Origin of the sequence: Corynebacterium sp. A21, assembly GCF_052266655.1 — a bacterium.
Taxonomy (GTDB): Bacteria; Actinomycetota; Actinomycetes; order Mycobacteriales; family Mycobacteriaceae; genus Corynebacterium.
The window spans coordinates 178750-202948 of sequence record NZ_JBQPQY010000001.1 but is presented as its reverse complement, the minus strand read 5'-3'; the positions used below and the strand labels follow the sequence as shown (position 1 = coordinate 202948).

General features: G+C 63.4%; 20 protein-coding genes. 5 read left to right on the top strand and 15 right to left on the bottom strand.

The features are described 5' to 3' along the window. Nucleotides 1-26 precede the first annotated feature (26 nt). The 4 genes from hrcA to ACTU46_RS00870 form a co-directional block, all read right to left on the bottom strand. Nucleotides 27-1055 carry a heat-inducible transcriptional repressor HrcA gene (gene hrcA, locus ACTU46_RS00885; RefSeq protein ID WP_443378042.1) on the bottom strand — a complete coding sequence of 343 codons (1029 nt, stop codon included), beginning with the start codon at nucleotides 1053-1055 and terminating at the stop codon, nucleotides 27-29. 27 nt (nucleotides 1056-1082) lie between these two features. Then, entirely contained in the window at nucleotides 1083-2237 is a 1155-nt protein-coding gene (gene hemW / locus ACTU46_RS00880) for a radical SAM family heme chaperone HemW (RefSeq protein WP_443378041.1), read from the bottom strand. A gap of 2 nt (nucleotides 2238-2239) precedes the next feature. Further along, on the bottom strand, nucleotides 2240-2941 hold the full coding sequence (locus ACTU46_RS00875) for a hypothetical protein (RefSeq protein WP_443378040.1): 702 nt from the start codon (nucleotides 2939-2941) through the stop codon (nucleotides 2240-2242). 285 nt (nucleotides 2942-3226) lie between these two features. Next, nucleotides 3227-4999 carry an AMP-dependent synthetase/ligase gene (locus ACTU46_RS00870; protein ID WP_443379357.1) on the bottom strand — a complete coding sequence of 591 codons (1773 nt, stop codon included), beginning with the start codon at nucleotides 4997-4999 and terminating at the stop codon, nucleotides 3227-3229. A 247-nt stretch (nucleotides 5000-5246) separates the two neighbouring features. Between ACTU46_RS00870 and malQ the strand changes: the two genes are divergently transcribed. Next, nucleotides 5247-7385: a 4-alpha-glucanotransferase gene (gene malQ / locus ACTU46_RS00865; protein ID WP_443378039.1), complete on the top strand. Its 2139-nt coding sequence runs from the start codon at nucleotides 5247-5249 to the stop codon at nucleotides 7383-7385. 90 nt (nucleotides 7386-7475) lie between these two features. Here malQ and ACTU46_RS00860 read toward each other — a convergent pair whose 3' ends face one another. The 3 genes from ACTU46_RS00860 to ACTU46_RS00850 are packed head-to-tail and all read right to left on the bottom strand — an operon-like array spanning nucleotide 7476 to nucleotide 9902. After that, entirely contained in the window at nucleotides 7476-7616 is a 141-nt protein-coding gene (locus tag ACTU46_RS00860; protein WP_443378038.1) for a hypothetical protein, read from the bottom strand. Between the two features lie 34 nt (nucleotides 7617-7650). Then, nucleotides 7651-7851: a hypothetical protein gene (locus tag ACTU46_RS00855; RefSeq protein ID WP_443378037.1), complete on the bottom strand. Its 201-nt coding sequence runs from the start codon at nucleotides 7849-7851 to the stop codon at nucleotides 7651-7653. Further along, on the bottom strand, nucleotides 7848-9902 hold the full coding sequence (locus ACTU46_RS00850; protein WP_443378036.1) for a M3 family metallopeptidase: 2055 nt from the start codon (nucleotides 9900-9902) through the stop codon (nucleotides 7848-7850). The genes ACTU46_RS00855 and ACTU46_RS00850 overlap by 4 nt, the downstream gene beginning before the upstream one ends. A 43-nt stretch (nucleotides 9903-9945) precedes the next feature. Between ACTU46_RS00850 and ACTU46_RS00845 the strand changes: the two genes are divergently transcribed. Together ACTU46_RS00845 and ACTU46_RS00840 are read left to right on the top strand one after the other, a co-directional pair. Further along, nucleotides 9946-11262: a carboxylesterase family protein gene (locus tag ACTU46_RS00845; protein WP_443378035.1), complete on the top strand. Its 1317-nt coding sequence runs from the start codon at nucleotides 9946-9948 to the stop codon at nucleotides 11260-11262. Between the two features lie 74 nt (nucleotides 11263-11336). Continuing rightward, nucleotides 11337-12500: a phosphotransferase gene (locus ACTU46_RS00840; RefSeq protein ID WP_443378034.1), complete on the top strand. Its 1164-nt coding sequence runs from the start codon at nucleotides 11337-11339 to the stop codon at nucleotides 12498-12500. A gap of 34 nt (nucleotides 12501-12534) precedes the next feature. Here ACTU46_RS00840 and idi read toward each other — a convergent pair whose 3' ends face one another. From idi to ACTU46_RS00820, 4 genes are all read right to left on the bottom strand, one after another. Next, on the bottom strand, nucleotides 12535-13122 hold the full coding sequence (idi, locus tag ACTU46_RS00835) for an isopentenyl-diphosphate Delta-isomerase (protein WP_443378033.1): 588 nt from the start codon (nucleotides 13120-13122) through the stop codon (nucleotides 12535-12537). Nucleotides 13123-13137: 15 nt separating this feature from the next. After that, on the bottom strand, nucleotides 13138-15108 hold the full coding sequence (locus ACTU46_RS00830) for a hypothetical protein (protein WP_443378032.1): 1971 nt from the start codon (nucleotides 15106-15108) through the stop codon (nucleotides 13138-13140). Then, a complete protein-coding gene (locus tag ACTU46_RS00825) occupies nucleotides 15109-15756 on the bottom strand; it encodes a DUF3558 family protein (RefSeq protein WP_443378031.1) in 648 nt (215 codons plus the stop codon). Between the two features lie 254 nt (nucleotides 15757-16010). Beyond that, nucleotides 16011-16439 carry a hypothetical protein gene (locus ACTU46_RS00820; RefSeq protein WP_443378030.1) on the bottom strand — a complete coding sequence of 143 codons (429 nt, stop codon included), beginning with the start codon at nucleotides 16437-16439 and terminating at the stop codon, nucleotides 16011-16013. Between the two features lie 326 nt (nucleotides 16440-16765). Between ACTU46_RS00820 and ACTU46_RS00815 the strand changes: the two genes are divergently transcribed. Both ACTU46_RS00815 and ACTU46_RS00810 read left to right on the top strand, forming a co-directional pair. After that, nucleotides 16766-18652 carry an ABC transporter ATP-binding protein gene (locus ACTU46_RS00815; RefSeq protein WP_443378029.1) on the top strand — a complete coding sequence of 629 codons (1887 nt, stop codon included), beginning with the start codon at nucleotides 16766-16768 and terminating at the stop codon, nucleotides 18650-18652. A 121-nt stretch (nucleotides 18653-18773) separates the two neighbouring features. Continuing rightward, nucleotides 18774-19910, top strand: coding sequence for a MalY/PatB family protein (locus ACTU46_RS00810; protein ID WP_443378028.1), 1137 nt, complete (start codon nucleotides 18774-18776; stop codon nucleotides 19908-19910). A 3-nt stretch (nucleotides 19911-19913) separates the two neighbouring features. On the opposite strand, the gene ACTU46_RS00805 is transcribed toward ACTU46_RS00810, so the two are convergent. From ACTU46_RS00805 to ACTU46_RS00790, 4 genes are read right to left on the bottom strand one after another with little or no spacing between them, the layout of a single operon-like run. After that, complete coding sequence (locus ACTU46_RS00805) at nucleotides 19914-20840, bottom strand: hypothetical protein (RefSeq protein ID WP_443378027.1); 927 nt, start codon at nucleotides 20838-20840, stop codon at nucleotides 19914-19916. Then, nucleotides 20841-21920, bottom strand: coding sequence for a GNAT family N-acetyltransferase (locus ACTU46_RS00800; protein ID WP_443378026.1), 1080 nt, complete (start codon nucleotides 21918-21920; stop codon nucleotides 20841-20843). Further along, nucleotides 21917-22366 carry a hypothetical protein gene (locus ACTU46_RS00795; protein WP_443378025.1) on the bottom strand — a complete coding sequence of 150 codons (450 nt, stop codon included), beginning with the start codon at nucleotides 22364-22366 and terminating at the stop codon, nucleotides 21917-21919. Before ACTU46_RS00795 ends, ACTU46_RS00800 begins: the two co-directional genes overlap by 4 nt. Further along, nucleotides 22363-23973: a phenylacetate--CoA ligase family protein gene (locus tag ACTU46_RS00790; protein WP_443378024.1), complete on the bottom strand. Its 1611-nt coding sequence runs from the start codon at nucleotides 23971-23973 to the stop codon at nucleotides 22363-22365. Before ACTU46_RS00790 ends, ACTU46_RS00795 begins: the two co-directional genes overlap by 4 nt. Nucleotides 23974-24199 lie beyond the last annotated feature (226 nt).

Genomic DNA, 24199 nt, shown 5'->3' with positions numbered 1-24199 from the left:
CATGGTTGATAACGGAACACTCAACTTTATTCGCCGGCGAGAACCCGGCTGACATAGCGTGCAACGGCTGAGACCTTGGAAATAGTTCCCGTGTAGTCCATGAAGGTGGGTCCAACCACACCCAGACCCCCCAAGGCGGCACCATCGGAACCATAGGCGGTGGTGACCACCGAGGTCGACCGCAGCTCCACCACCTCATTCTCCCCACCGATGGACACCATGACATCGCCCAGGTCACGGACGTTGCCCAGCAGCTTGAGCACCACCATCTGCTCTTCCAGAGCCTCAAGCACCATCGGCAGCCCTGCCGGGTAATTACGCACCCCACGGGTCAGATTGGAGGTACCCGCCAGAATCAACCGGTCAGTGGGTTGCTCCACCAGGGTCTCGATCAGCACCGTGGAGGCCTGGATCACCACTATCCGGATATCCTCCGGGGCGTTCTCCGCGAGCTCCGCCAGGGAGGTGGAGGCATCGCCGAGGGTCTTGTCCACCAGTTCCGAGTTGAGCAGATCCCGCAGCCGGGACTGCTCCTCCGGGGAGATCGGGAACTCCAGCTCCACATTGCGCTGGTCCACCCGACCGGTGTCCGTGATCAGCACCAGTAGCAACCGGTGCGGGGATAACAGCACCACCTCACAATGCTTGACCCGGGAAAGTTTGAGGGTGGGCAGCTGCACGATGGCTGCCTGACGGGTCAACTGGCTGAGCAGCTGCACCGAACGACGCAACACGTCCTCCAGGTCCACGCCCTCCTCCAGGAAGCCGACTATCGCCCGGCGTTCCGCGGCACTGAGCGGCTTGATCTCGTGGATGGAGTCCACGAACTCGCGGTAGCCCTTCTCCGTGGGAATCCGGCCCGAGGAGGCGTGCTGCTGCACGATGAACCCCTCAGATTCCAAGACCGCCATGTCATTACGGATGGTCGCCGAGGAGACCTTGAGGTGGTGGCGGTCCAGGAGAGCCTTGGAGCCCACCGGTTCCTGTGAGGCGATGTAGTCGGCGACGATCGCCCGCAGTACTTCCTGGCGACGGCGTTCCGCTGCACTGACCATGGTTCTCCCCTCCCTCCAGCTGTCCGGCTAGTTTTCTTCTGCCACCAGAATATCGGTGATCATGCCATCTGCAAGCAAGCGTCCGGGTTCCGCCAACGCCAGCCGCCCGCCATCCAGTCCCAGCAGGCCGCGTTCGAGGAAGTCGGCGATCACCGGATCGGCGGCCTCAGCGAACCAGTTCCGTGGCACGCCCTCGCGCAGCCGCATGCCCAGCATGATCTTCTCGGTGTGGTGATCCGCTGCGGTCAAAAGCTCGGTGCCCTTGATGGGCAGCTGTCCTTCCGCCACCTTGTGGGCATAGCTGGCGGGGTGTTTGATGTTGTAGAAACGGGAGTCACCGAGGTGGGAATGGGCACCCGGGCCAGCTCCCCACCAGTCGCCGTCGACCCAGTAGATCCGGTTGTGCCGGCACTCCCCGCCCGGCTTGGACCAGTTGGACACCTCGTACCACTCCAGCCCAGCGTCCTTGAGTCGCTGGTCGATGATGAGGTAGCGGTCGGCGAGGACATCTTCATCGGGTGCCGGGAGCTCCCCGCGGCGGACCTTGCGCGCCATGGCGGTGCCCTCCTCCACGATCAAGGAGTAGGCGGAGACATGGTCGACCCCGGACTCCAGGACGGCGTCGAGGGTGGCACGGACATCATCATCGGTCTCGGTCGGGGTGCCGTAGATCATGTCGAGGTTGATGTGCTCAAAACCGGCACGCTGCGCTTCTAAGGCGGCCGCAACCGGACGACCCGGGGTGTGACGACGCTCCAGCACCTGCAGCACATGCTGCGCGGTGGACTGCATGCCCAGTGAGATGCGGGTGAAACCACCTTCCAACAGCCCTTCAAAGAAGGCGGGGCTGGTGGATTCCGGGTTGGATTCGGTGGTGACCTCCGCCCCGACACTGAGCCCGAAGGAGTTGCGCACCGCCGCCAGGAGACGGTTCAGGCCGGCCTCGCCCAGCAGCGAGGGGGTGCCGCCGCCGATGAAGACGGTATCGGCGCTGCGCAGGGGTTCTCCGGAGGCGGCCAGGGAGGCCGCCGCCATCTCGAGCTCACGCTCGAGGGCGTCCAGGTAGGACGCCGGGCTTGCGCTGCTGCCGAGCTCTCCGGCGGTGTAGGTGTTGAAATCGCAGTATCCGCAGCGGGTGGTACAGAAGGGGACGTGAAGATAGACGCCGAAAGGGGTAGCCATACTCAGGAAGCGTAGCCGCCACCGGCGACCACGCGGCGGGCGGCCGCTCGTTTTTCGGCGACCTTGGCCACGATGGCATCCACCCGCGCCCTTTCGGCGAGGAATTCCGGCGGGTTCGTGCCCCGCATCGCGCGGGTGTAGCCGGGATGTTCCTGCGCGACCGATTCCAGCCAGGCGGCGATGGCCACCTCAACGCGGGTACGCACCTGCTGATAGACCAGCGGCAATGAGGGGGCGTTGAGATCATTGGCCACCAGCCCGGTCTGCTGGAGAGTCCACTGCACCAGAATCTCGAGGTGCTCGATCACTGTTTCAGTGCGGGCCTTCAACGCCACCGCGAGTTCCCGGACGATAACCGGCCGGGCGGTGATCGGGTACGCCACACGCAGCCACTCAGCATCGAGCTCCGCCGGCTTTGCGACGCTTGGCTCAACCAGACTCGGCTGGAAACTGACGGTCCCGGCGCGCAGCCCCGAGGTCAGGGCCTGCCGCAGGCCGGTGAGCTCAGCGGTGATGCGGCGGGCGTCGAGACGCGCATCCTCCAGGATCTCACCGAATTCCACGAGACTGTCCTCGACGAGCTCGCTGTCCCAGTCCGCCAGGGACTCGATGAGATGCTCGAGGTAGTCGGCGACTTCATCGCCGATATTGTAGATCTCCTGCGTGAGCTCGCGGTGTCGCAGCTCGGCGGCGGTCTTGATCATCCAGACGGCTCCTTCCGCAGGCCGATTACCCTCAAGTTCCACTTGAGACTTTTCTCTTCTGCTAGGTGACTTTAAGTAAGATTCAGGCAATTGTCGGTTTGCCCCGCCGCGCGTGTCGGAATGTTCCGGTTCAGGCTGCCCCCGGGCTCTTCCCGAGACCACGAACCACCGAGCCCGCCGCCCCTCATTTTAAGGTCCGGAACAGCCCTGAACACCGCCGCGCCGGCTACCGGCACAGCTATCCCAGTGCACTCCTCAGCTGGTGGTGGTGCGCCGGTGAACTAGCTAGCGCGGCTTGTAAATGTGATCGATGGCCTCGGAATAGCGGCGCACCACCACATTGCGCTTAACCTTCAGGGTCGGGGTCAACTCATCCGCCTCTTCTGTCAGATCCTGGTTGAGGATGTAGAAGCGCTTGATCGACTCGGTCTGGGAGACCATCTGGTTGGCGGTGTTGATCGCGTCCTGGATCTCCGCCCGCAGTGAAGGGTCGGTCGCCAGATCCTTCACGGAGGTGGACTCAGCGACATGACGGTCGAGCTTCCAGTGCCGGAGCGCGTCATCGTCGAGGGTGACCAGCAGGCCGATGAAGGGCTTACCATCACCGACGAGCATCGCCTGGCTGATCAGCGGGTGGGAACGAAGGGACTCCTCCACCGGGCCTGGAGCGACATTCTTGCCGCCGGCGGTGACGATCAGATCCTTCTTCCGGCCGGTGATCTCCAGGTGGCCGGACTCATGCAGTTCACCGAGATCGCCGGTGTTGTACCAGCCCTCGGCATCCTTGGACTCGGCGGTGGCCACCGGGTTATTCCAATAACCCTTGAAGACGATCGGCCCTTTGACCAGAATCTCGCCCTCCTCATTGACCCGGATGGTGGTGCCCGGCATCGGCCGGCCCACCGTGCCGATCTTCTGGTCCTCGAAATCCACCGCTGCCGCCGCCGCAGTCTCGGTCAGGCCATAACCCTCATAGATGGGCAGGCCCATGCCGCGGAAGAAGTGGGAGAGCTCGGCGCTCATCGCCGAACCACCGGTGATGCAGTACCAGACTGCCCCACCGATCGCGCTGCGGATCTTGCTGTACACCAGCCGGTCAAAGACCTTCTGCTTCCCCGCCAGCACCCGGGAGGGGCCAGCTTCGGTATCCATCGCACGGGAGTACTCGATGGCGGTCTTCTCGGCTTGGGCGAAGATCCCCGCCTTGAGCGGACCGCCCTCCTTGGCGCTGTTCGCGGCGGAGTTGCGTACTTTCTCGAAGACCCGGGGCACCCCGAGCAACAGGTTCGGGTGGGAGCGCTGCAGCTCCACCGTCAGGGTGGAGGTGTCCGACCAGTGCGACTGGGTGGAGCCACCGATGCCGACCGCCAGGGAGACCGCGCGTGCCAGGACATGTGCCATCGGCAGGTAGGTGACCACCCGGGTGCCGGGGACCGCGATCGCGCCGATCGGGTGGGTCAACAGGCCCCGGATCTGATGGATCCAATTGCTGTGGGTCAGTTCACAGCCCTTGGGTCGGCCGGTGGTGCCGGAGGTATAGACGATGGAGGCCAGGTCCTCACCGGTGGTGGCCGCGATGCGGGCGTCGACCTCAGCATCCTCGATGGGACGCCCCTCGAATTTGAGGGTCTCGATGGCCGAGGAGTTGATCTCGAGGATGCGACGCAACTGGCTGCGGGAATCTATGATCTTCGGCTGGCCTTCTTCGTCAAGCAGCAGCAGTTCCATCAGCTCGCTGTGTTCCCTGGTCTCGGTGATGCCCAATACCGCGCCGGAGTCCTCGATGATCCACTGCACCTGCCCCAGCGAGGAGGAAGGGTAGATCGGCACGCTGGCGGCGCCGGCTGCCCAGATGGCGTAATCCAGCAGCGACCACTCATAGCGGGTGGCGGCCAGCAGTGCGATACGGTCGCCCTGCTGCACCCCATTGGCTATCAGTCCCTTGGCCACGTCATAAACCTCGCGGATGAATTCCTCGGCGGTGACATTGACCCACTCATAATTTTTCGGCCGGGTGAACAGCACTCCGTAGGGCCGGGCGCGGGCGCTGTCCAACATTGCCGTCAGGCAGGTCTCACCTGCTTTGACCTCGAAGTTTGCCGGGCTGTGGTACTCCTGCACGGGGGCATCTCGCTTTCTGGGGATCGCTGTTTCACTTAGCCGCGTGCACACTCAACCACTGGAATTCGAAAGTGACGCTCACCTCATAATCTACCGGCCTTTGTTCCCTCAGGCGCGTAGGCATCACCCCCTCATATTCCATTAAGGGAGCAGGGGGCGATTGTTAATGGCAGAATCAGCCCTTGTGACTTACCACGATGCGTTGAGGGAACTGGCCACGGCACACGGCGTGGCCACTGAGTACTGGGCAAGCAGTGGCGAGCAGGTCCTCGTCTCCGAGGACACCCTGCTCAAAATCCTGCAGGCACTCGGCGTCGACCTCGGCGCCGGGGACGAAGCTGGGTTGCGGGCCGCACTGCTGCACCGGGAGGAGATTGCTGCGTCCCGCCCACTGCCCGCCTGTGTGGTGGCGGTGGCCGGCGATCAGCGGACTTTTGATGTCCACGTCCATGATGGCGCCCCCGCCGAGGTCAGCATCATCCTCGAGGACGGCACCACGCTGACCCCGGTGCAGGTGGATAACTGGACCCCGCCGCGGGAGATCAACGGCACGACCTGGGGCGAAGCCAGCTTCCAGCTGCCCCCTGAGTTGCCGCTGGGCTGGCACCACATCCAATTGCGCTCCGCTGAGCTACATGCCAGCTGTGGGTTGATCATCACTCCGGCGCGGTTGTCCACCACCGACCGGTACCTGGCAAAGCCGGCGGGCGGGGTGATGGCGCAGATCTACTCGGTACGTTCCGGGGATTCCTGGGGCATGGGTGATTTCCACGACCTGGGTTCCCTGGCCGAGGTCGTGGCGAAGGAGGCCGGCGCGGACTTCCTGCTCATCAACCCGATGCACGCCGCCGAGCCGTTCCCACCCGCCGAGGACTCCCCCTACCTGCCGACCACCCGCCGCTTCACCAACCCGATCTATCTGCGGATCGAGGATATCCCCGAGCTCGCCCAGTTGGATTCCGCCCTGCAGGAAGAAGTCGGGGAACTGGCGGCGGAGTTCAAGGAGCTCAACACCTCCGCGGACATCATTGAGCGCAACCCGGTCTATGAGGCGAAGCTCCAGGTATTGCGTGAACTGCACGCGCTGCCGCGCACCGAGCAGCGCACCGGCGAATATCTTGAGTTCAAGGAGCGCGAGGGGGCTGGTCTGGTTGACTTCGCCCTGTGGTGCGCCCGACAGGAACTCAATGCCCAGGCTGCCAATGCTCATCAGCTTTCCACCCCGGTGGAAGAGGTCGCCGATTTCTACATGTGGCTGCAGTTTCTCTGCGATGAGCAGCTGGCGCAGGCCCAGCACCGGGCCACTGCTGCGGGCATGTCGATCGGGGTGATGGCTGATCTCGCGGTCGGGGTGCACCCTGGCGGCGCGGATGCCAATAACCTGGTCGAGGTCCTCGCTCCGGATGCCTCTGTCGGCGCACCGCCGGACCCCTATAACCAGCAGGGCCAGGACTGGTCCCAACCGCCGTGGCACCCGGACAAGCTGGCGGAGGCAGGTTACCTACCCTGGCGTAATCTGCTGCGCACCGTGCTGCGCCACTCCGGTGGTATCCGGGTCGACCACATCCTCGGCCTCTTCCGGCTGTTCTGGATGCCGCGGATGCAGCACCCCTCCACCGGTACCTACGTCAACTACGATCACGACGCCCTGGTCGGCATCCTCGCGCTCGAAGCGGAACGCGCGGATGCGGTGGTCATCGGCGAGGACATGGGCACCTTCGAACCCTGGGTTCAGGACGTGCTCGCCGAGCGCGGCATTCTGGGCACCTCCATCCTCTGGTTCGAACACTCCCCTAGCAGCGGCCCGCGCCACCAGGGCGAGTACCGCCAGTTGGCACTGTCCTCCGTGAACACCCACGATCTGCCGCCCTCGGTCGGCTACCTCGAAGGTGAACACATCGATCTCCGCGAACGCCTGGGAGTGCTCACCACTGATGCTGCGCAGGAGCACGCCGAAGATCTGGTCTGGCAGAACGAGATCCTCGACCAGGTCGCGTCCACCGAAGGTTTCGCGGGCACCGACCTGGCGGGGCGGAACTTTGGCGGCCGGGAGCGCTCAGATCGCGGTGCCACCGAGGATCTGCTGGTCGGCCTGCACCGCTTCATCGCCGGCACCCCCTCTGCTCTGACCTGTGTCTCCCTGGTGGATATGGTTGGCGACCATCGCGCCCAGAACCAGCCGGGCACCACCAAGGATCTCTACCCCAACTGGTGTATCCCGCTCTGCGATATCGACGGACATCCGGTGTTGCTGGAGGATCTGCCGAAATCCGAGCTCTTCCACCGCATCGCGGATGCTTCGCGACGCCCCGTGCAAGGCTAGGTTTCCCGGCACTGGAAAAGACACCGACCCCAGCGCCCCCTGATCACAGGGGGCACCGGGGTCGGTGGCGTTACGCGGTCGGTGGACCGGTCAGAACATACTGACCAGCCAGGCCACGAGTACGAGCACCAGCAGCAGCACCAGTGCCTGGGTGACCCGTGACTGCGGGTACTTGCGCTTCCGCTTCGGCAGCTGCTGGTCCTGCTTGCGGAGTTCCTCGGGGTTAGCCATAACTTCCAATTCCTTTGCGATAGATAACCCTATTCTAGGACCCTGACCCGACTTCACCGATTCCACGGCCCCGGCGGTTCTCAAAAAACCGGGTGAGCAGCTCAGCTACCAGGTCCAGCACCCGGATCAGCAGGGCCCCCAGACCGGCGCACAGCGGCAGCACCACCGCGAAAACCACCAGTGCCTGGATCCAGAGTGGTGAGGTTGTCAGGGTCTGGGTGATCCAGTCGATCATGCCGCTCCTGCCAGACCCCGGCGACGCAGCAGCGGGCCGACATCCTTGGCCCGGCCACGCAGCTCCTCGAAGGCGCCGGTGAAATCACGCGAGGCTCCCCGGGAGAGCACCAGCTCCCGGAAGCGCTGCCCAGCGTGGCGCACCGCAACTTCGGTGGCATCCTCCCCGGCGGCACCGGATTCGGTGAACCAGTCGAAGCCATCGGCGTCCAGTGCCTCCGCCCAGAGGTAGGAGTAGTAGCCGGCAGAGTAGCCCCCGGCGAAGATGTGGTTGAAATAGGTAGAACGGTAGCGCGGGGCCAGGTCCTCGACCACCAGGCCGGCATCCTTGAGTGCCTGTTCCTCGAAGGCCTCCACCGCTGCCAGGTCCTCGCCCACGGCCGCAACCTGCGACGGGTTCAGTGAGTGCCAGGCCAGGTCGATGATCGCGGCGGCGAGGTACTCGGAGGTGGCGAAGCCCTGGCCGAACTGCTGGGCGGCGGCCACGGCGTCGAGAAGCTCCTGGGGGATCACCTCGCCGGTCTCCACGTGGCGGGCGTAGTTGCGCACCACCGCCGGGTCGAAGGCCCAGTTCTCGTTGATCTGGGAGGGGAACTCCACGTAGTCACGAGGCACTGAGGTGCCGGAGAAGCTCGGGTAGCGCACCTCCGAGAGCAGACCGTGCAGCGCGTGGCCGAACTCGTGGAAGAGGGTGGTCACTTCATCGATGCTCAACAGCGGTTGGGAACCATCGGCGGGCCTGGTCAACCCCATGACATTGATCACCACCGGCTTAGTGCCCAACAGATGCGACTGGTCGACGAAGGAACTCATCCAGGCGCCGCCACGCTTGGTGGGACGGCCGAAATAGTCGGTGAGCAACAACCCGATTCCGGTGCCATCGGCTTCCTTCACCTCCCACACCCTCACCCCTTCGGCGTGACCACGCAGCTCATCACGGGGTTCCACGGTGATGCCGTAGAGACGCTGCGCGGCATGGAAGACACCGTCAACGAGCACCCGATCCAGCGGGAAGTACTTGCGCAGCTCATCGGTGTCCAGGTCAAAATCGCGCTGCCGGACCTTGCTCTCCCAATAGGGCCAATCCGCGGCCGCCACCTCCGCAGAAGCGGCATTGGCCGCCTCGGTGAGCAACTTGTGCTCTCCAGTGGCATTGGCGGCCGCCGCCGGAGCCAGATCAAAGAGCAGGTCGCGGGCCGCGGCGGCAGTTCCGGCGGTCTCCTCCTCAATGACGTAGTCGGCGTGCGTGGCATATCCCAGCAGCTGGGCCCGCTCGGCACGCAGCTGCACGGTCTCCAGCAGCACCGGCAGGTTGGACTTCGCACCCCGGCGCTGCGAGGTCTCATAGAGCTGCGCGCGGGTGTCGGCGTTGGCCAAGTTCGCCTGGACCGATTGCACGGTAGGCAGCTCCAGCGGCAACACCCAACCGTCCACCCCGGTGGTGCGGGCATAATCGGCGGCGGCGTCAATGCGACCCTGGCTCAGCCCCTCGAGAGCGGTGGGGTCCGCGAAGCCCACCGCCAGCTCGCGGGTATCGGCCAGGAGATTGCGGCCGAAATCCTCAGAGAGCACCGAGAGCCGCTGGTTCAGCTCGCTGAGCCGGGCCTTGCCGGCCCCGTCGAGGTCCGCCCCGCGGCGTCGAAAAGCACGCCGCAGGTGGTCCAGGAGACGCTGGGATTCCTCATCCGCGGGCGGGGTGACGGCCTTGAGACGGGCATAGAGCTCCGGGTTCTGATAGATCCGGTCCGAATGCGCACTCAGCTGCGGGACGATCTCCGCGGCGATGGCGTCGAACTCTTCAGTCGAGTCAGTGCCCTGCAGGTTGAAGAACACCCCGGCCACCCGGTTCAGGGTCTGCCCAGCGGACTCCAATGCCTCCACGGTGTTGCTCCAGGTGGCTTCCCCGGAGTTCAGGATCGTGGTGATCTCCGCATCATGCTCTGCCAGGGCGGCGGCAAAGGCCGGCCGGAAATGATCGATCTCGATAGCGGCGAAGTCCGGGAGCTGGTACGGCAGCGTGGACGGGGTCAGGAGGGGGTTCTGTTCACTCATAGCTTGCCATCGTAGCTGCGCGACGCTTGCTAAAGTCTCCGGCATGGGAGAAATCGTGCAGGTCAACTGCGCCGCCGGATCAATCCGCGGGATGACAGCGCAGGGAATCAGTCAATTCCATTCCATCCGCCACCTGTCTTACGAGACCTTCGGCGCCTCACACCTGGCTGCCCCCGCGCAGATCGACGCCACGCACCCCGACCCCGGGGCCGTCGCCCTCAGCATCACCATTCCCGCCGGCACCCGGCCCGGCGCTGACCTGCCGGTGCTGGTCTACATCCACGGCGGCAGCTACGAATACGGTTCCCATGAGGAGCCGCGCAGCCGGGGCGACGTCTTCGCCCGCGACGGGATCATCACCGTCACCCTGGGCTACCGCCTGGGGATGCCCGGCTTCGTCCGGTTCCACGACGATGAGGCCAACCGATACCGCGGTATCGAAGACTGCCTGAACGGACTGCAGTGGGTCCAGCGCAATATCGAGGAATTTGGCGGTGACCCCACCAACGTGACCCTCGCCGGACAGTCTGCCGGGGCCGGCATCGCCCTGTGGCTGGCCCGGCGCGACCACTTCCGCGGTGAGTTCCGCCGGGTCATGGCCATGTCTCCGGCCTTCCCCCGCCAGACTTTTAACCAGCGCAAGAGCTCCCTGCGGATGGCACTGGGCCTGCCGATCACCCGGCGAGCACTGAGCGAGGCTCCGCCAGCTGACCTGGTGCACGGCTACCGGCGATTCGCCAAACGCCACTTCACCGACATGGCCTTAGGGCCGGCATTGTTCGAGGGCTCGGAGCTCAGTGAGATCCCCTTCCTACTCACCACGAACCGGGAGGAATTTTACCACCACCCCTTGGGAAAGCAGCTGGACCGACGAGGAAAGAACTGGTCCGCCGCCGGGGTACGGCTGCTCGGCAGATCCATGGGAGTGCACTCGATCAGTGACTACCTGGCCGGTGCCCGGGAACAGGACCCCGACTGGCTCGCCTGCCAACTGATCGGAGATTCCACCAACCGACGCTGGGTGGCCCGGGCCGCTGAGCAGGCCCCCGGCCCGGTATGGCTGCGTGAATACGCCGGCAACCACGCTGCCCCGGCGCTCCACAGCGCCGATATCCCACTGTTCTTTCACACCCTGGGCACCGATGGTTACCAGAACCCCGAGGACCCCCGCGCCCGTGAGCTGGCGGATCTGGTCCACGGAGACGCGGTCACCTTCATCCGTGGGGTGTTGCCGGGCTGGGAGACCTATCAGCCCGTGACTGGTGGCCGGGTGGCGCAGCGGATCGACATCAATGATCCCGCCCGTGGCGGGCAGCTGGTGCGTGATCCCCTGGCGCTGGTGCGCGCCACCTTCACCTGATTAATTCCTCCTGCAGCATTAGTTTCGGGGTCCTAAGGTGGAGGGCACTAGCTGACTGAGGGCAGGAGTGTGGAATGTCGGGACCAAGCACGGAAAACCTGAAGGCAATGCTGTCACAGGCACGGTTCTATGGCGCAAAATCTTCGGAAATCGACTGGGTCGAGGTGGTCCGGGAGGCCCCGGCACTGGGCCACCGCCATGTTGTGGCACAGGTTCACCACGGGAAACAGCGCGCCCTCTACCAGCTGCTTCTCGACGCCACGGACCGCGACGTCCTCGCCACCTCTGCTACCTCACTGGGACAGGCACTATCCACCGGTACCCCGGCTGGCTTCGGCGAGCTGCACGGCACCGCAGCGGAACTGATCGGGCTGGAAGGGCGGGTCCACGAGGGTGAGCAATCCAATACCTCGCTGATCTTCGGCGATGAGGTGATGGTCAAATACTTTCGCAAACTTGAACCAGGGCCCAACCCGGATGTGGAACTGCTCCGCGCCATCTCCGACTGCCCCCACATCGCCCCGGTCAGCGGCTGGGTGACCGCAGATATTCAAGGCTCCGAATACGTCCTGGCGATGATCCAGCGCTTCATCCCCGAGGCCCTGGACGGCTGGACCTATGCGCTGGGTTTCACCCGGATCAACGCCTCCTTCGCCCCGGAGGCCACACTGATCGGCGAGGCCACCCGAGCGGTGCACACCGCCCTGGCTGCGGCCTTCCCCGTCATGGAGGTGGAAATCTCCGATCTGGTCCCGGAATTGGAAGCCCGCCTGGACCACTTGATCTCCCGCGCCCCGGTGCTCGCGGAGTTCGAGACTGCGGCACGCGCCTTTTACCGGAACCTGGATTCCGGTACCACGCTGGCCCAACGGATTCACGGTGACCTGCACCTGGGGCAGGTTCTCCGTACCGAAGACAGCTACGTACTGATCGACTTCGAAGGTGAACCCGATCGACCGCTCCCCCAACGACGCCTCCCGGACTCCCCACTTCGGGATCTCGCCGGACTACTGCGCTCCCTCGATTACGCTGCCCACGTCGGCGAGGACTCAGCGGAATGGGTGGAAGCCGCTTCCGCTGCGCTGCTGACGGGATACGGAGTTCCCGGACTTTCCAGCTCCAAGTTACTCGATGCCTACATCCTGGATAAAGCCCTCTACGAAGTGGCCTATGAAACAGACCACCGCCCTGATTGGGTGGATATCCCCCTCAGGGCGGTACAAAGACTACTCAAGTAGTGCCGGCAGGTTTAAGCCATTAAGCCGTTAAGCCTCAGCCCAGTTCTTCATCGGCGAGGTTGGCTGAAGCCTCAGTCAACGCGAGCCGCAGACTCTGATCACTGAGCTGCTCGACAATCCACGGGCTGAAAGCGAAGGGGGCGGCATCGACTGCGGCAAAAAGTTCCGCAGGTGCGATCCAGGCGATGCTGTCCACCTCCTCCGGGTTCGGATCCGGCTTGTGTCCGGCCTCCAGGCGGCTGACATGGACCGGGCAGATCTCCCACTCCACAATCCCGCTGGAATCCACCGCACGGTATTGGAACTTCGGCAGGATCGCGGTGATCTCATGGATCGCCTCACCCGGGATCCCCACTTCCTCCACCGCCCGACGGCGCACCGCATCCGCATTGGACTCCCCCGGTCCGGGATGCCCACAAAAGCTGTTGGTCCAGACTCCTGGCCAGGCGATCTTGCTCAATGCCCGGCGGGTCATCAGCAGGCGACCACGCTCATCAAGCAGATAGTTGGAGAAGGCGAAGTGCAACGGGGTCTGGGTGGAGTGGATGGTGGCTTTCGGGGCAGTGCCGGCCGGCTGGCCAGACTCATCAGCCAAAACGACCAGCTCAACGTCCTTATTCATGCATTCAAGGGTAGCCTAGCCCCGCACCCAAGCCCCAATCACACCAGGGACCACTGGGCCACGTTCACCCAGTAGAGCAGCAATATTTCCTTCCTCCTCGACGGCGCTGGTCACGGTCTTGACCTTCGTTGCCTTGCCCTGGTTACCTGCAGCTCCACCCATCGGAGAGCCCATCATCGGCATCATGCCCCGACCTGCGGACGGTGCGCCGGACCTGGCACCTGCTGCCGGAGCCGTCCCGGTGGAAGCCCCGGTACCGGCGGCACCCGCACCTGAGGCAGATCCGAGCCGGGACTGATGGGGATCTCCGACAGCGGAGATATTTCCTGAAGGCAGGCCCACCCGAGTAGAACCACCTCCCACACCCGACCCCATGGCCCCATTGAGTCGGGCGGCTCCCCCGCTGGTGGAACCGGCACCGCCGATAGTGCTTGGGGAAGGCCGGAGGGCGCCAGGTTTGGAGTTCATGCCTTGGGAACCAAGGGAACCGGCTTGTCCCATTCCGCCGCCGAAACCACCCATCATCGGAGCGCCCATGCCAGAAACCGGAGCGGTGGAACCACTGGTGGCTCCCCAGGACCCAGCTGGCCCAGAGGGCAGACCCGAAGCTGGCAGGACACCTGGCAGCCGCCCCGAACCAGAAAGTCCTCCACTGAAATTCGGTGCGCTAAGGGGCGTGAAGTGAGCACGTGGACCTGAACCAGCAGGCAACCCGGCACCGGTACCGCCGGTGGCCGCACCGCCGAACCTGCTGCCAGCCCCGATACCACCCAATGGCGGGATGCCTGCGCCGATACCACCGGAAAAGCCTCCCGAGGAGGGCAGCGTGAGCCCACCAGGAAGAGCTCCCGGCCCAGAGATACCCGAAGCCAGTGGTGACCCCACGCTGGCACCAGTGGTTCTCAGCTCATCAGCGGACACCAGACTATCCAGTTCCGCCGCATTGTTTCCCACCCTGGAAAGCTCACTGATCCCCTGATTCACCGAACTGAACTGGCTACCGCCCAGTGCGGACTGCATCGTGTTGAGGGCACCTGCGGCCCCACCGGCCGGATTCAGGTCCGAGGTCTGCGCCGGACCATCGCCCTCAATGGTCTCCATTCCCAGGGCAATCTCGCCGCCACCACCAGCGCCACCCTCCATCACCATCAGGTTCCGGATCGGCGGCACACCCGTGACCACCGAAGGTGAGAAACTCGCCGGGAAGGTCGCCAGGAAAGCCTGCTCCGCAGCGATCCTTTCCGCCGGCAGAACAATCGCCGCCAAAGCAGTACGCGCCAAATTCACCTGCACCGCCCCCTGGCTCTTGATCGCCGCCAACTGTTGCACGGAGGTCGTCATCACTGCAGCATTCATGGCGAAGGTATCACCGGCGGTAGCGACCGCGGATACCTTCTCCACCGCCGCCGCAATCACGTCTCCGCTATTCCCCGCAGCCAGCCGTCCGGCAACCCCATGCAGTCCGGCAGCAACCTGGGCAATAGAGGTCGACAGATTCTTCCAGGTCGCGGCAGCTGCGGTGGAAGCACCGATATTAGTGGCCGAGAACTCCATCGCGAGCTGATCAATCGACAGCGCCGGCATGACCACCGGTGGGATAAAGCTGAAGTTCTCAAAACGCGGCATCGGGCGTTGTGGGAAGCTCACGGCATCCGCCCCGACAGCGCCGCCTTCATCCGCGATATCCATGCCACGAGAGACGTAGGTGTTCTGCCCCGTCAGCGCGGTGTAGCTGGCTTGGAGTGCTTGAGTTAGCCATTCGATCTGCTCGGCGTAGGAGCTCAAGATGACTCCGGCAGAGCCGGGACCCCCGGTGATGATGGAACCATGGCCACTACCCAGTTGATCTAGTCCGGAAACCCCGGAGAAGGCGCCATTCAACGTTGCTTGCTGGGCTTCTCCAGATGTTGTTAAAGCCTTGTTGTACAGAGAATTCAATTCCTGAATGGACTGCTCAATGGAAGCAGTGTCAATCTTGATGTCCATTTAGACTCCCCCAGTCTGTTCGTAGATATTTTCCAGATATTCATTGGCTTTGACACAGAGCAGCTCCGGCTGCCCGGTGAGTTCAGCATCGTGATAGTTGATAGCCAGCCGCCCCCGGCTGGTGTGCACTACAGCGGTGCAGTTAGTCCCCAAGCTAGATGCCAACCAGTGGTGGTAGACCCCCGGAAGCCTCGATGGTGCATGCACATTGAGCAAAAGGCCCTGCTCCACAATCCGCTCATAGGGCACCTTATCCCCGGTGACACCAACCATGGCGGGACGGCCCAGTTCTGCAGTCGACTGAAAGTAGCAGGTCGCAGATCTCCCGGGATCATAGAATCTGTCGACACTTTCCTCCACAAACCCCACCGCCTGGTACACCTCCCAGGGAATTTCAGTGCAGGGGTCAAAGAGCTCAAAATCCTCACTCTCCCCGTCAAACTCGCCCAATTCAATCAGCGGTGTTGTGGCCTGCTCTGCTGCGGTTTCTTCCTGGCGCTCCTCCTCCCCGGCCCCCGGTTGATCGGAAGATGCCGCGGAATAGCTGCAAGAGACACAGGCCAGTGCTGCCAGAAGAACCACTAAGGTGTGTGAGATAAAAGTAGATGAATACGACTGCCGGATGCCGTTGAGATCAGCAAGATGCATTCAAGTAACCCCCATTACTTTCCATGACGGAACTTCCCCCTGGTGACAACTCCCCAAAGAACTGGAGTTGCCCGTCCCGGAGGCGGTTACCGCATGATGACGATGTGAACGTGCGGTCCGCCTGCCAGCTCGCCCCGGTTTCCCGGCGGCGATCCGGCAGTCGTACTCACTTCACTTCGACTGTGGGTCTCGTACAAAGGTTCCCTGGGGGATTCCCCCACCCCCGGGGTGAACCACACCCGCCACCTCAATAGTTAGAAGTAGAGGTTTCCTTCAAAGGTGACATTGCCGATCTGGAATTCAGCGTCCCAGATCATTCCGGTGGTCGTGTCGAAGACATACTGCAGGGTGGTGATGGCACCAGCGCCGAGCGGGAGCTCCAGTCCGGTATCCACATCGGAGGTGGCATCGGCAACCCGGTCGATCTGGGTACGGCTGCCGCCGTTGTTGACGTGCAGTGTCGGGCCTTCGATGGCGCCCGGCGGAATCGGCTCCTCATTGAGGTTCTTCATCTTGACGTAGATGATCACGTCTCCGGTCATCGGTGCGATGCTTGCCCCGTACATGGTCCACTCGACGTTGAGGCCGGTGTCTTCCACAGTTTCAGAGACATCATCACTGATGATGGGGTCAACCGGGGTGGCCTCGAAGGCATCTTCTGCCGCCGCTGTGGTGCTACCCACTACATCTTGGTCTCCATCTTCAGCTACCTCACCAGATGAGCAGCCGAGGAGGAAGAATAACGAAGATGCCGTGGCGGTGGCGAGGAGTCGGTTCAACTTCACTGGAGTTGAGTCCTTTCTGTTTCGGACCGGTAAGTGACTCAGACGCTGGGGGAAAAGCTGCCGAGGGCATCGGTCTGCGGGCCGGATTTTACACCTGCCGGGTTCGCCAGCTTCTACCGGCGTTATCTTAGCTGACGTGCTGTGTTCATGGCTTCATGGCATAATCTCATCTTTGCGAAGGATCGCCAGCCCGCGGTCTCCTCATTTTCAGGAAGGTTGACTACGTGCGCCCTCTGGCACGAATCATCAGCAGTGCCTCCGCCCTATGGCCTTTCTATCTCGGGGTGATTCTCACCTCGGTTCTCATTGCCGCACTTGGTCTGGTCTCCCCCTTCATCCTCCGGGAGGCCACCGACACCATTGTGTCTGCGATCAGTGGGGAAACCACCGCAGCAGCGGTGACCCGGACGATCATCGGCTTGGCAGCTGCGCTGTTGATCGCCGATCTGGCGAATACGCTGATGACCAATATCGGTGGCTATATCGGTGATGTCATGGCCGCCCGGATGCGACAGATTCTGTCCACGCGTTATTATGCGAAACTGCTGGCCTTGCCCCAGCGTTATTATGATTCTTCCTCCACCGGCACGATCATCGCCCGGTTGGATCGTTCGATCACCTCAATCACCCAGTTCCTGCAGTCGGTGTCGAATAACTTCTTCCCGATGGTCATCACGGTGGCTGCGGTGCTGGTGATCACCTCCTTCTATTACTGGCCCCTGACCATCCTGCTGGCCGCGATCTTCCCCATCTACATGTGGTTGACAGCCAAGACCAGCGTGAAGTGGCAGAAGCTCGAGGGCGAGAAGAATGAGCAGGTGGACCTCGCCGGTGGCCGTTTCGCCGAGGTTGTCGGTCAGGTGAAGGTGGTCAAGTCTTTCGTCGCCGAGGTACGTGAGCTCGCCGACTTCGGCCATCGTTATGGCAGTACCGTCAGCACCACCCGGAAGCAGTCCCGCTACTGGCATGTGATGGATTCCTGGCGCGGCGGCGCGATGAACCTCATCTTCTTCGCCATCTACCTGGTTCTCTTCTACCGCACCCTGTACGGCTACTTCACCCTCGGCGACATGGTCATGCTGATCACCCTGGTCAACATGGCCAAGCAGCCGGTGTTCATGATGAGTTTCCTGGTGGATTCCGCGCAGCGCGCGGTCGCCGGTTCCAAGGACTATTTCAAGGTGATGGAGGAGGAGTTTGAACCCACCGCCAACCGCCAGTTGATCGCCGCAACCGAGACGTCCGGGGTGCCGGATCTCCAGGATCAGCCCACGCCTCCGTTGCCGGCGCAGGACCCGGTGATTGGCTTCTCGAAGGTCACTTTTGAGTATGAGCCAGGCGAGCCGGTGATCCAGGATGTCTCCTTCAAGGCCCGGCGCGGCCAGCGGATCGCCCTCGTCGGCGAGTCCGGTGGCGGCAAGTCCACCCTGGTTAATCTGCTGCTGGGTCTTTACCGCCCCGACGCAGGTGTCCTGCAGATCTGTGGTCTGGATATCACGGAGCTTTCGGCCGCGCAGCTGCGCGCCAGTGTGGGTGTGGTCTTCCAGGATGCGAGCTTGTTCTCCGGAACCATCCGGGACAACATCGCCTACGGCCGCCCCCACGCCAGCGATGCTGAGGTGGTCGACGTCGCCAAGCGGGCGAACGCCCACGATTTCATCAGTGCTTTCACCGATGGCTATGGCACCGTCATCGGCGAGCGTGGACTTCGTCTTTCCGGTGGTCAGCAGCAGCGCGTGGCGGTGGCCCGCGCCATGCTCAAGGATGCCCCGGTGCTGGTGCTTGACGAGGCCACCTCGGCGTTGGACACCCGTGCCGAGCGCGCGGTGCAGGCTGGTCTGGATGAGCTGATGGCTGATCGCACGACGCTGATCATCGCGCACCGCTTATCGACGATCGCGGATGTCGATGTCATCGTCACCCTCGAGGAGGGCCGGGTGCAGGAGGTCGGCTCCCCCGCCGAGCTCGCCGTCTCCGGCGGCATCTACGCCCAGCTGCTGTCATTGACCGCCTCCACCTCGGCGGCCGACCGCAAGCGTCTCAAGGAGTTCGGCTTTGTCGCCGACGTTCCGGGGCCGGTTGATTATGAGGAGGAAGACGAGGAACTCTGATCCTCGGTAGAAGCCTTCTGCAGTGTCCGAGTCCCCGTGCTTTGCCCTCCCGGATCTGAGTGATCAACTAAGTGAATCTAATGCACGGCTTCGGTTCAGTGTCCTCACTACACTGGAGTTCATGCAGATTCCCTCCCTTGATGTCCTGAAGAACCGCCAGACCCGTAAATGGACGGTCTATGAGGATGACGTGCTCCCCATGTTCATCGCCGAATCGGATTTCACCACCTGTGAACCGGTGATGGAGGCGATCCGTGCTGCGGTGGAACGGGAATCCTTCGGATACACCCCAGCCAATGAGGATATGCAGCAGGCGCTGTCGAACTTCTATGCCGAGGAATTCGGCTGGCGGCCGGACCCTGCGCGTATCTTCGCGGTACCGGATGTGGTCCGCGGCCTGTTGCTCGCCATCAAGTATCTGACCCGGCCGGGTTCTAAGGTGATCATCCCAACCCCGGCGTATATGCCTTTCCTGGATCTTCCGGAGGCCGCCGACCGTGAGATGGTGTTCATCAATGCCGTTGGTGGGTTGGACCTGGCTGAGGTTGAGCGAGAGTTCGCTGCTGGCGCCGGGTCGCTCGTGCTGTGTAGTCCGCACAACCCGCTGGGTTACACCTACACCGAAGAATTCCTCCACGAGCTGGTGGCCCTGGCCGATCGCTATGATGCCCGCATCATGGTCGATGAGATCCACGCCCCCTTGCAGTATGAGGGTCCCCACCTGCCGGCCGCCAACATCTCCGAGCTCGCGGCAAAGATCTGTGTCACAGTCACCGCCACTTCTAAAGCCTGGAATATTGCCGGGTTGAAGTGCGCCCAGGTGATCTTCTCCAATGATGAGGATGTTCAGGCCTGGCAGAAGCTCAACGGGGTGATCAAGGATGGCACCGGCACGCTCGGGGTCTTCGCCGCCACCGCCTGCTACACCGAGGGCCGGGTTTTCCTGCACAAGCAGCTCGATTACCTGCGGGGAAACCGGGACTGGCTGGTAGAGAACCTGCCCAAGCGCATCCCCGGAATCAGAACCACCAACCCGGTGGCCACCTACCTGATGTTCCTTGATTTCTCCGGAACGGCTATCCCGGACAAGGAATTGCCCGCCACCTGGCTGCGGAGGAATGCCAAGGTCGCCTTCAATGAGGGGGTCACCTTCGGCCCCGGTGGTGAAGGCTGGGCGCGGCTCAACTTCGCCACCTCCCGGGAGAACCTCGAGGAGGCGGTCAACCGCATCGCTGCGGCACTCGAGGCTGCGGAGTAGTGTTCAGCGCGGATCGTTGAGCCGGGAACTCCAGGGCACCTCGCTGGTGGAGTGCCCGGCGGAGAACACCGCGAAAGCACCGGCTGGCAGCTCGGCGGCAGCGTCGGGGTTGTCCTTGATCTCGGAGTTCACCGAGACCCGCAGTCCCTCTCTTCCCAGCAGCAGCCAGAGCCGGAGCAGTTCCCGGCCGCACTCGATCAGTGCGGCCGGGGTTGTGGTATCTGGGGCGGTACACACCACACGGGTGGGTGGCCGGAGATTCCGGCTGTAGTACATCCGTGCCAGGATGGGCTGCCACCGTGCGCTGCTTCCCACCAGCAGGTCCCCGCTAAGTCGCTGGGCCAGCTGCCCCACCCAGCGGGGAATCCGCAGGCATTCGGCGGTGAGACCATCACGCCGGTAGTTCGGGTGGCGGGGATCGAGCCGGAGCCAGTCCAGCGTTTCCCGCAGCGCCGCTGGGGTTCGGGCGATATCCAGGGCAGTGCGGTTGTGCAATCTACGCCAGGTTTTCTCGGGAAGAACCACGGCCGATGTCCCGGGAGTTGTCGAGTTAAAAGCCGCCAACGCCCGGGTCACCGCGGCGGAGTCCGCGCGAAGTCGCCCCCGATCAACCTGCCTGGCAGTCAACTCCCCGATCCTGAAGTGAGGTTGCACGCCGGGGATAACCCGAAGTAGCACCTCGACCCCGAGTCCCTCGCCAGCGACCTCCACTGTCACCGGATGGTGCAGGGCAATGGTGAAATACTCCACCCAGGCACCGAGTCCCAGCAGGGTGTCCTGGTGGGTGGGGTCAGCCTGTGGGAGGGTCCGCGCCGGATCTATGCTCACCGAAATAGTGCGGTCGGTGCGCTGCACCACCCAGGGCTGGGTGTTGTGCGCCGAGGGCGCGCGTCCCGCCAGGGCGATCGCGGCGTCGATAAGCGCGTCCACTTAGAGGTCCTTGAGGTAGAAGCTGATGCCGTGGAGCCGCCGCCCACCGAATTTCTCGAAGACGCGGACGGAGGCGGGATTATCTCGGCCGATGAAGGTCACCCGTAGACGTTGATAGCCCCCGGCACGCAGGTTGCTGTAGAGCTGGCGGGTCAGCAGGGACAACAGTCCCTGACCCTGGTATTCCGGGCGGGTCCCCTGGATGATGAGCACCGCATCGCGCGGACGGTTGCGCAGGAGACGGCGCAGTTCGGGAAAGCCGAGCCGACCGCCACGGGTGCGCAGGATCTCCACCGGGTCGGGAATGACCAGGGCGAAGCAGACCACTTCACCGTCGATCTCCACGAGCGGGATCAGCGTGCGATCCATGAGCAACTCAAGGCCGGAGGTCTGGGATTTCAGCTGGGCCGGAGTGATACGGGTGTAATAGGGCAGCTGCTCAAAGGCGGCGTTCAACACGGGCAGGAGTCGCTTGGCCAGGCCGAATCTCCCCGGATAAACCAGCTTTGCCTTCCCCCACTCCGCCGCGGTGGGAGCCCTCATCACTGGGATGGCAGGAACCTCCCAGGTGTCCGCCTGCCCCCAGCGCTGATACCCTGCCGACTCCAGCGCCACGGGAATCGAAGGCGGATTCCAGGTGGAATCCATGAAACCCGGATGTTCAAAGCCAGAGGTCACGGCCCCACCGGTGACATTGGGAAGCGGGGTCACCGGGCCGAATATCTGATGGCAACCACCCAATCGACCGCGCTGCTCGACCTCCCTCAATAGGGCCGCCACCACCTCCTTATCCACCGCGTCCAGGGCACCGAAAAGCTGAGCCCGGATACCGAGCTTGGCATCCAGCGCTGCCGAGCGGTGGGTAATGGCTCGTCCCACCGGCACCCCACCGGCCCGGGCGAGCAGGAGATCAACACCCCGGAACCACCCTTTACCGCGGAACCACCGGTTGATATCGCTGCGCAGAACAGGGACATGGTGTTGCTGGTATTCCTCACCCAGGGTCAACGGCAGGTTGATGAATTCGCGGAGCTCAGCGCGGCTGCGCACCGGGGAGACCTGCACCTTCGGGCTGATCACCGCACCCCACCGCCGGTCGCCGGGCCCTGGTCCTCCTCGCCGATCGGGCTGAAGTGCTCGATCATCCCCAGCTGGCCGTCAGCCCGGTAAACCCCGTTGGTGTAGCCCCATTCCCGGGCATCGAGAATGCGGATGAAGCCGCCCTTTGCCGGGGTGCTCTCGCCGCCGACCAGCCAGTCCATGATCTGGTGGTGCTCCGGGGTGCGGGCGAAGTCCATGAGGCTGTCGCGGTCCCGGAACCCCACCATCAGACCGATCCCGAAGGGGAACTGATAGTAGGAGCGGTGCCAGAGGTATCCCGGATGCGCCTTCAGCGCCTTGGCCACCGGTGGCCACTGCCGCAGTTGGCCGAGCATGGCCAGCGGTCCGCGGTATCGGTTGCAGCCGAGGAAGAAGCATTCGGCCTGGGCCTGCGGTGGTCCGGCGGAGAAGTCCTTGGATCTCATTGCGGCCCCTTCATCAGGTAGGTGTTCTTGATTTTCGCCTGGTCCCCGGCAAAGGGGCCGGTGCCGAAGTCGTGGATCTCCACCCGGATATCGGCGGCGCTGGGGTCCTCCTCCACGGAGGCCACAAAATCCCGGGAGACGGTCTTCAGGTGGGCGACCACGCCGGCGGCCAGCTCCGCAGCCAGCTCCGCCCGCACTGCCGCGGTTAATCCCCCGGCCGGGAGTCGTTCCGCCGTCCGGAGCTGCACGTGGATAGTGGGGCGCTGCTCCCCGGCCCCGATGTCAACGAGTTCGGTGCGGAAGGTCTCGATCAGCGGGGCAAACTCCGCCGAACCGTAGAGCCCGTTCTCCACGTCGAGGGGATAGATATTGGCCCCCATATAGGAGACAGTGGCATCCGAGCGGCCGAAGAGCAGCAGGAAAGGCAGGCGCATCCGCTGGGCCCGCAACGCCTTCTTCGCCTTCGCCGCGACCAGCGGAAAGGGTGCCAGCAGGTCCATCATCTCGGGGAAGCTGAGTAGCCGGGCCTCATCGCCGATGTTGTAGCGCAGCCGGGGACTCATCACCGCCGCGTTGTTGATGGTCACCACCAGATCGTCCTCCTCGGTGGTTTCCAGATAGGTCTCCAGCGGGTTGTACTGGAAGATCATCGGGGTGCGGGATTCATCCTCCCCGAGCAGCGCCGCCCGGAATTCCGGGGCGGCCAGGCCTTTGCGGATCACCACGGAAAGGTCGGTCTCCCCGGCCATCCCGATGGTCAGATCAGAGGCGCCGTAACCGGAGTAGACGAAGCCCAGACGCTTCTCCAGGTATGCGCGCAATCCCTCGGTCATGGCCTCTCCCCCGACGAAGCCATTGACCTCAAAGCGTGACCAGCGGTCCGGTTCGCGGTCCATCCGGTCCACCAGATGCTTGAGAAAAGGAGGGTAAGCGGTGATCAGGTAGGTGAACTCCGGCCCGAAATGTTCCATGGTGTCCAGGATCTTCGCCAGATCCGGTCCGGTGTTCTTGACCATGGCCACCTTGGCCATCGCCAGTCCGGTGTTGGTCCCGGTGGCCCAGGCCCCCATGGAAAAGGCGTTGATGCAGAAGAGGTTCTTCGAATCGAAGGTCATGGTGGTGAAACCAGCCATGTTCTTGTGCACGGAATGCAGCTCCCGCTTGGAACGCATCCAGTTGAAGGGCTGGCCGGTGGAACCGGAAGACTCATCGACCACGGTGCCGGCCACCCGGATCCGGCCGTTCCAGCAGCGTTGCGCCTCCCCATACTGGCGGACGTAGTTGTCCTTGGAGGTGATGGGGTAGTTCGCCAGGTCCCACCACTTGAACTCGAAGTCATTCTCGGCCAGAAAGTCCTGGTAGGCGGGGACATCGAGGAAGGCATGCTGACAGATCATCCAGGCGTTGAGCCGGGCCAGCTCCTCCAGCTTCGGCGAGTAGTGCTTGGCGGTGAAGCGCCAGATCACCGGATGCACCCGGTAGAGGTTATAGGCTGCCGTGAGGCCGAAATTGGCCACGCGGAGGAAGCCCTGTCGGGCCAAGTTCACAGGTTTACGGGGGATGGGCAGACGCCGGAGCTTCCGCCGCTGCTGCTCGCTGATGGCCATGGCGCCACAATATCTGGCGGTGAGGTAGCTCACAACCGTTCCGCCAGATTGGCCCGTGTCCCAAATCCGGCTTCGGCGGACCGGCACTCCCCACAGTCTCTCGGCAGGATCTGTTCAGGGCAGGATTGTCCCACCGACGTTGTGGTCCAGTCCAGGGGATGAAGTACTCTGACTTCAATTCCTCATCCCGTCTACTAGTCAGGTTTCTCTAATATGTCGAAACCCC

Excerpts from the sequence above, each read along its gene's own strand:
- ACTU46_RS00825 (WP_443378031.1), bottom strand. The coding sequence starts at position 15,756 with ATGCATCTTGCTGATCTCAACGGCATCCGGCAGTCGTATTCATCTACT.
- ACTU46_RS00830 (WP_443378032.1), bottom strand. The coding sequence starts at position 15,108 with ATGGACATCAAGATTGACACTGCTTCCATTGAGCAGTCCATTCAGGAA.
- ACTU46_RS00810 (WP_443378028.1), top strand. The coding sequence starts at position 18,774 with ATGCAGATTCCCTCCCTTGATGTCCTGAAGAACCGCCAGACCCGTAAA.
- hemW (WP_443378041.1), bottom strand. The coding sequence starts at position 2,237 with ATGGCTACCCCTTTCGGCGTCTATCTTCACGTCCCCTTCTGTACCACC.
- ACTU46_RS00840 (WP_443378034.1), top strand. The coding sequence starts at position 11,337 with ATGTCGGGACCAAGCACGGAAAACCTGAAGGCAATGCTGTCACAGGCA.
- ACTU46_RS00790 (WP_443378024.1), bottom strand. The coding sequence starts at position 23,973 with ATGGCCATCAGCGAGCAGCAGCGGCGGAAGCTCCGGCGTCTGCCCATC.
- idi (WP_443378033.1), bottom strand. The coding sequence starts at position 13,122 with ATGAATAAGGACGTTGAGCTGGTCGTTTTGGCTGATGAGTCTGGCCAG.
- ACTU46_RS00795 (WP_443378025.1), bottom strand. The coding sequence starts at position 22,366 with ATGAGATCCAAGGACTTCTCCGCCGGACCACCGCAGGCCCAGGCCGAA.
- ACTU46_RS00860 (WP_443378038.1), bottom strand. The coding sequence starts at position 7,616 with ATGGCTAACCCCGAGGAACTCCGCAAGCAGGACCAGCAGCTGCCGAAG.
- ACTU46_RS00875 (WP_443378040.1), bottom strand. The coding sequence starts at position 2,941 with ATGATCAAGACCGCCGCCGAGCTGCGACACCGCGAGCTCACGCAGGAG.
- ACTU46_RS00870 (WP_443379357.1), bottom strand. The coding sequence starts at position 4,999 with ATGTTGGACAGCGCCCGCGCCCGGCCCTACGGAGTGCTGTTCACCCGG.
- ACTU46_RS00850 (WP_443378036.1), bottom strand. The coding sequence starts at position 9,902 with ATGAGTGAACAGAACCCCCTCCTGACCCCGTCCACGCTGCCGTACCAG.
- ACTU46_RS00845 (WP_443378035.1), top strand. The coding sequence starts at position 9,946 with ATGGGAGAAATCGTGCAGGTCAACTGCGCCGCCGGATCAATCCGCGGG.
- ACTU46_RS00855 (WP_443378037.1), bottom strand. The coding sequence starts at position 7,851 with ATGATCGACTGGATCACCCAGACCCTGACAACCTCACCACTCTGGATC.
- hrcA (WP_443378042.1), bottom strand. The coding sequence starts at position 1,055 with ATGGTCAGTGCAGCGGAACGCCGTCGCCAGGAAGTACTGCGGGCGATC.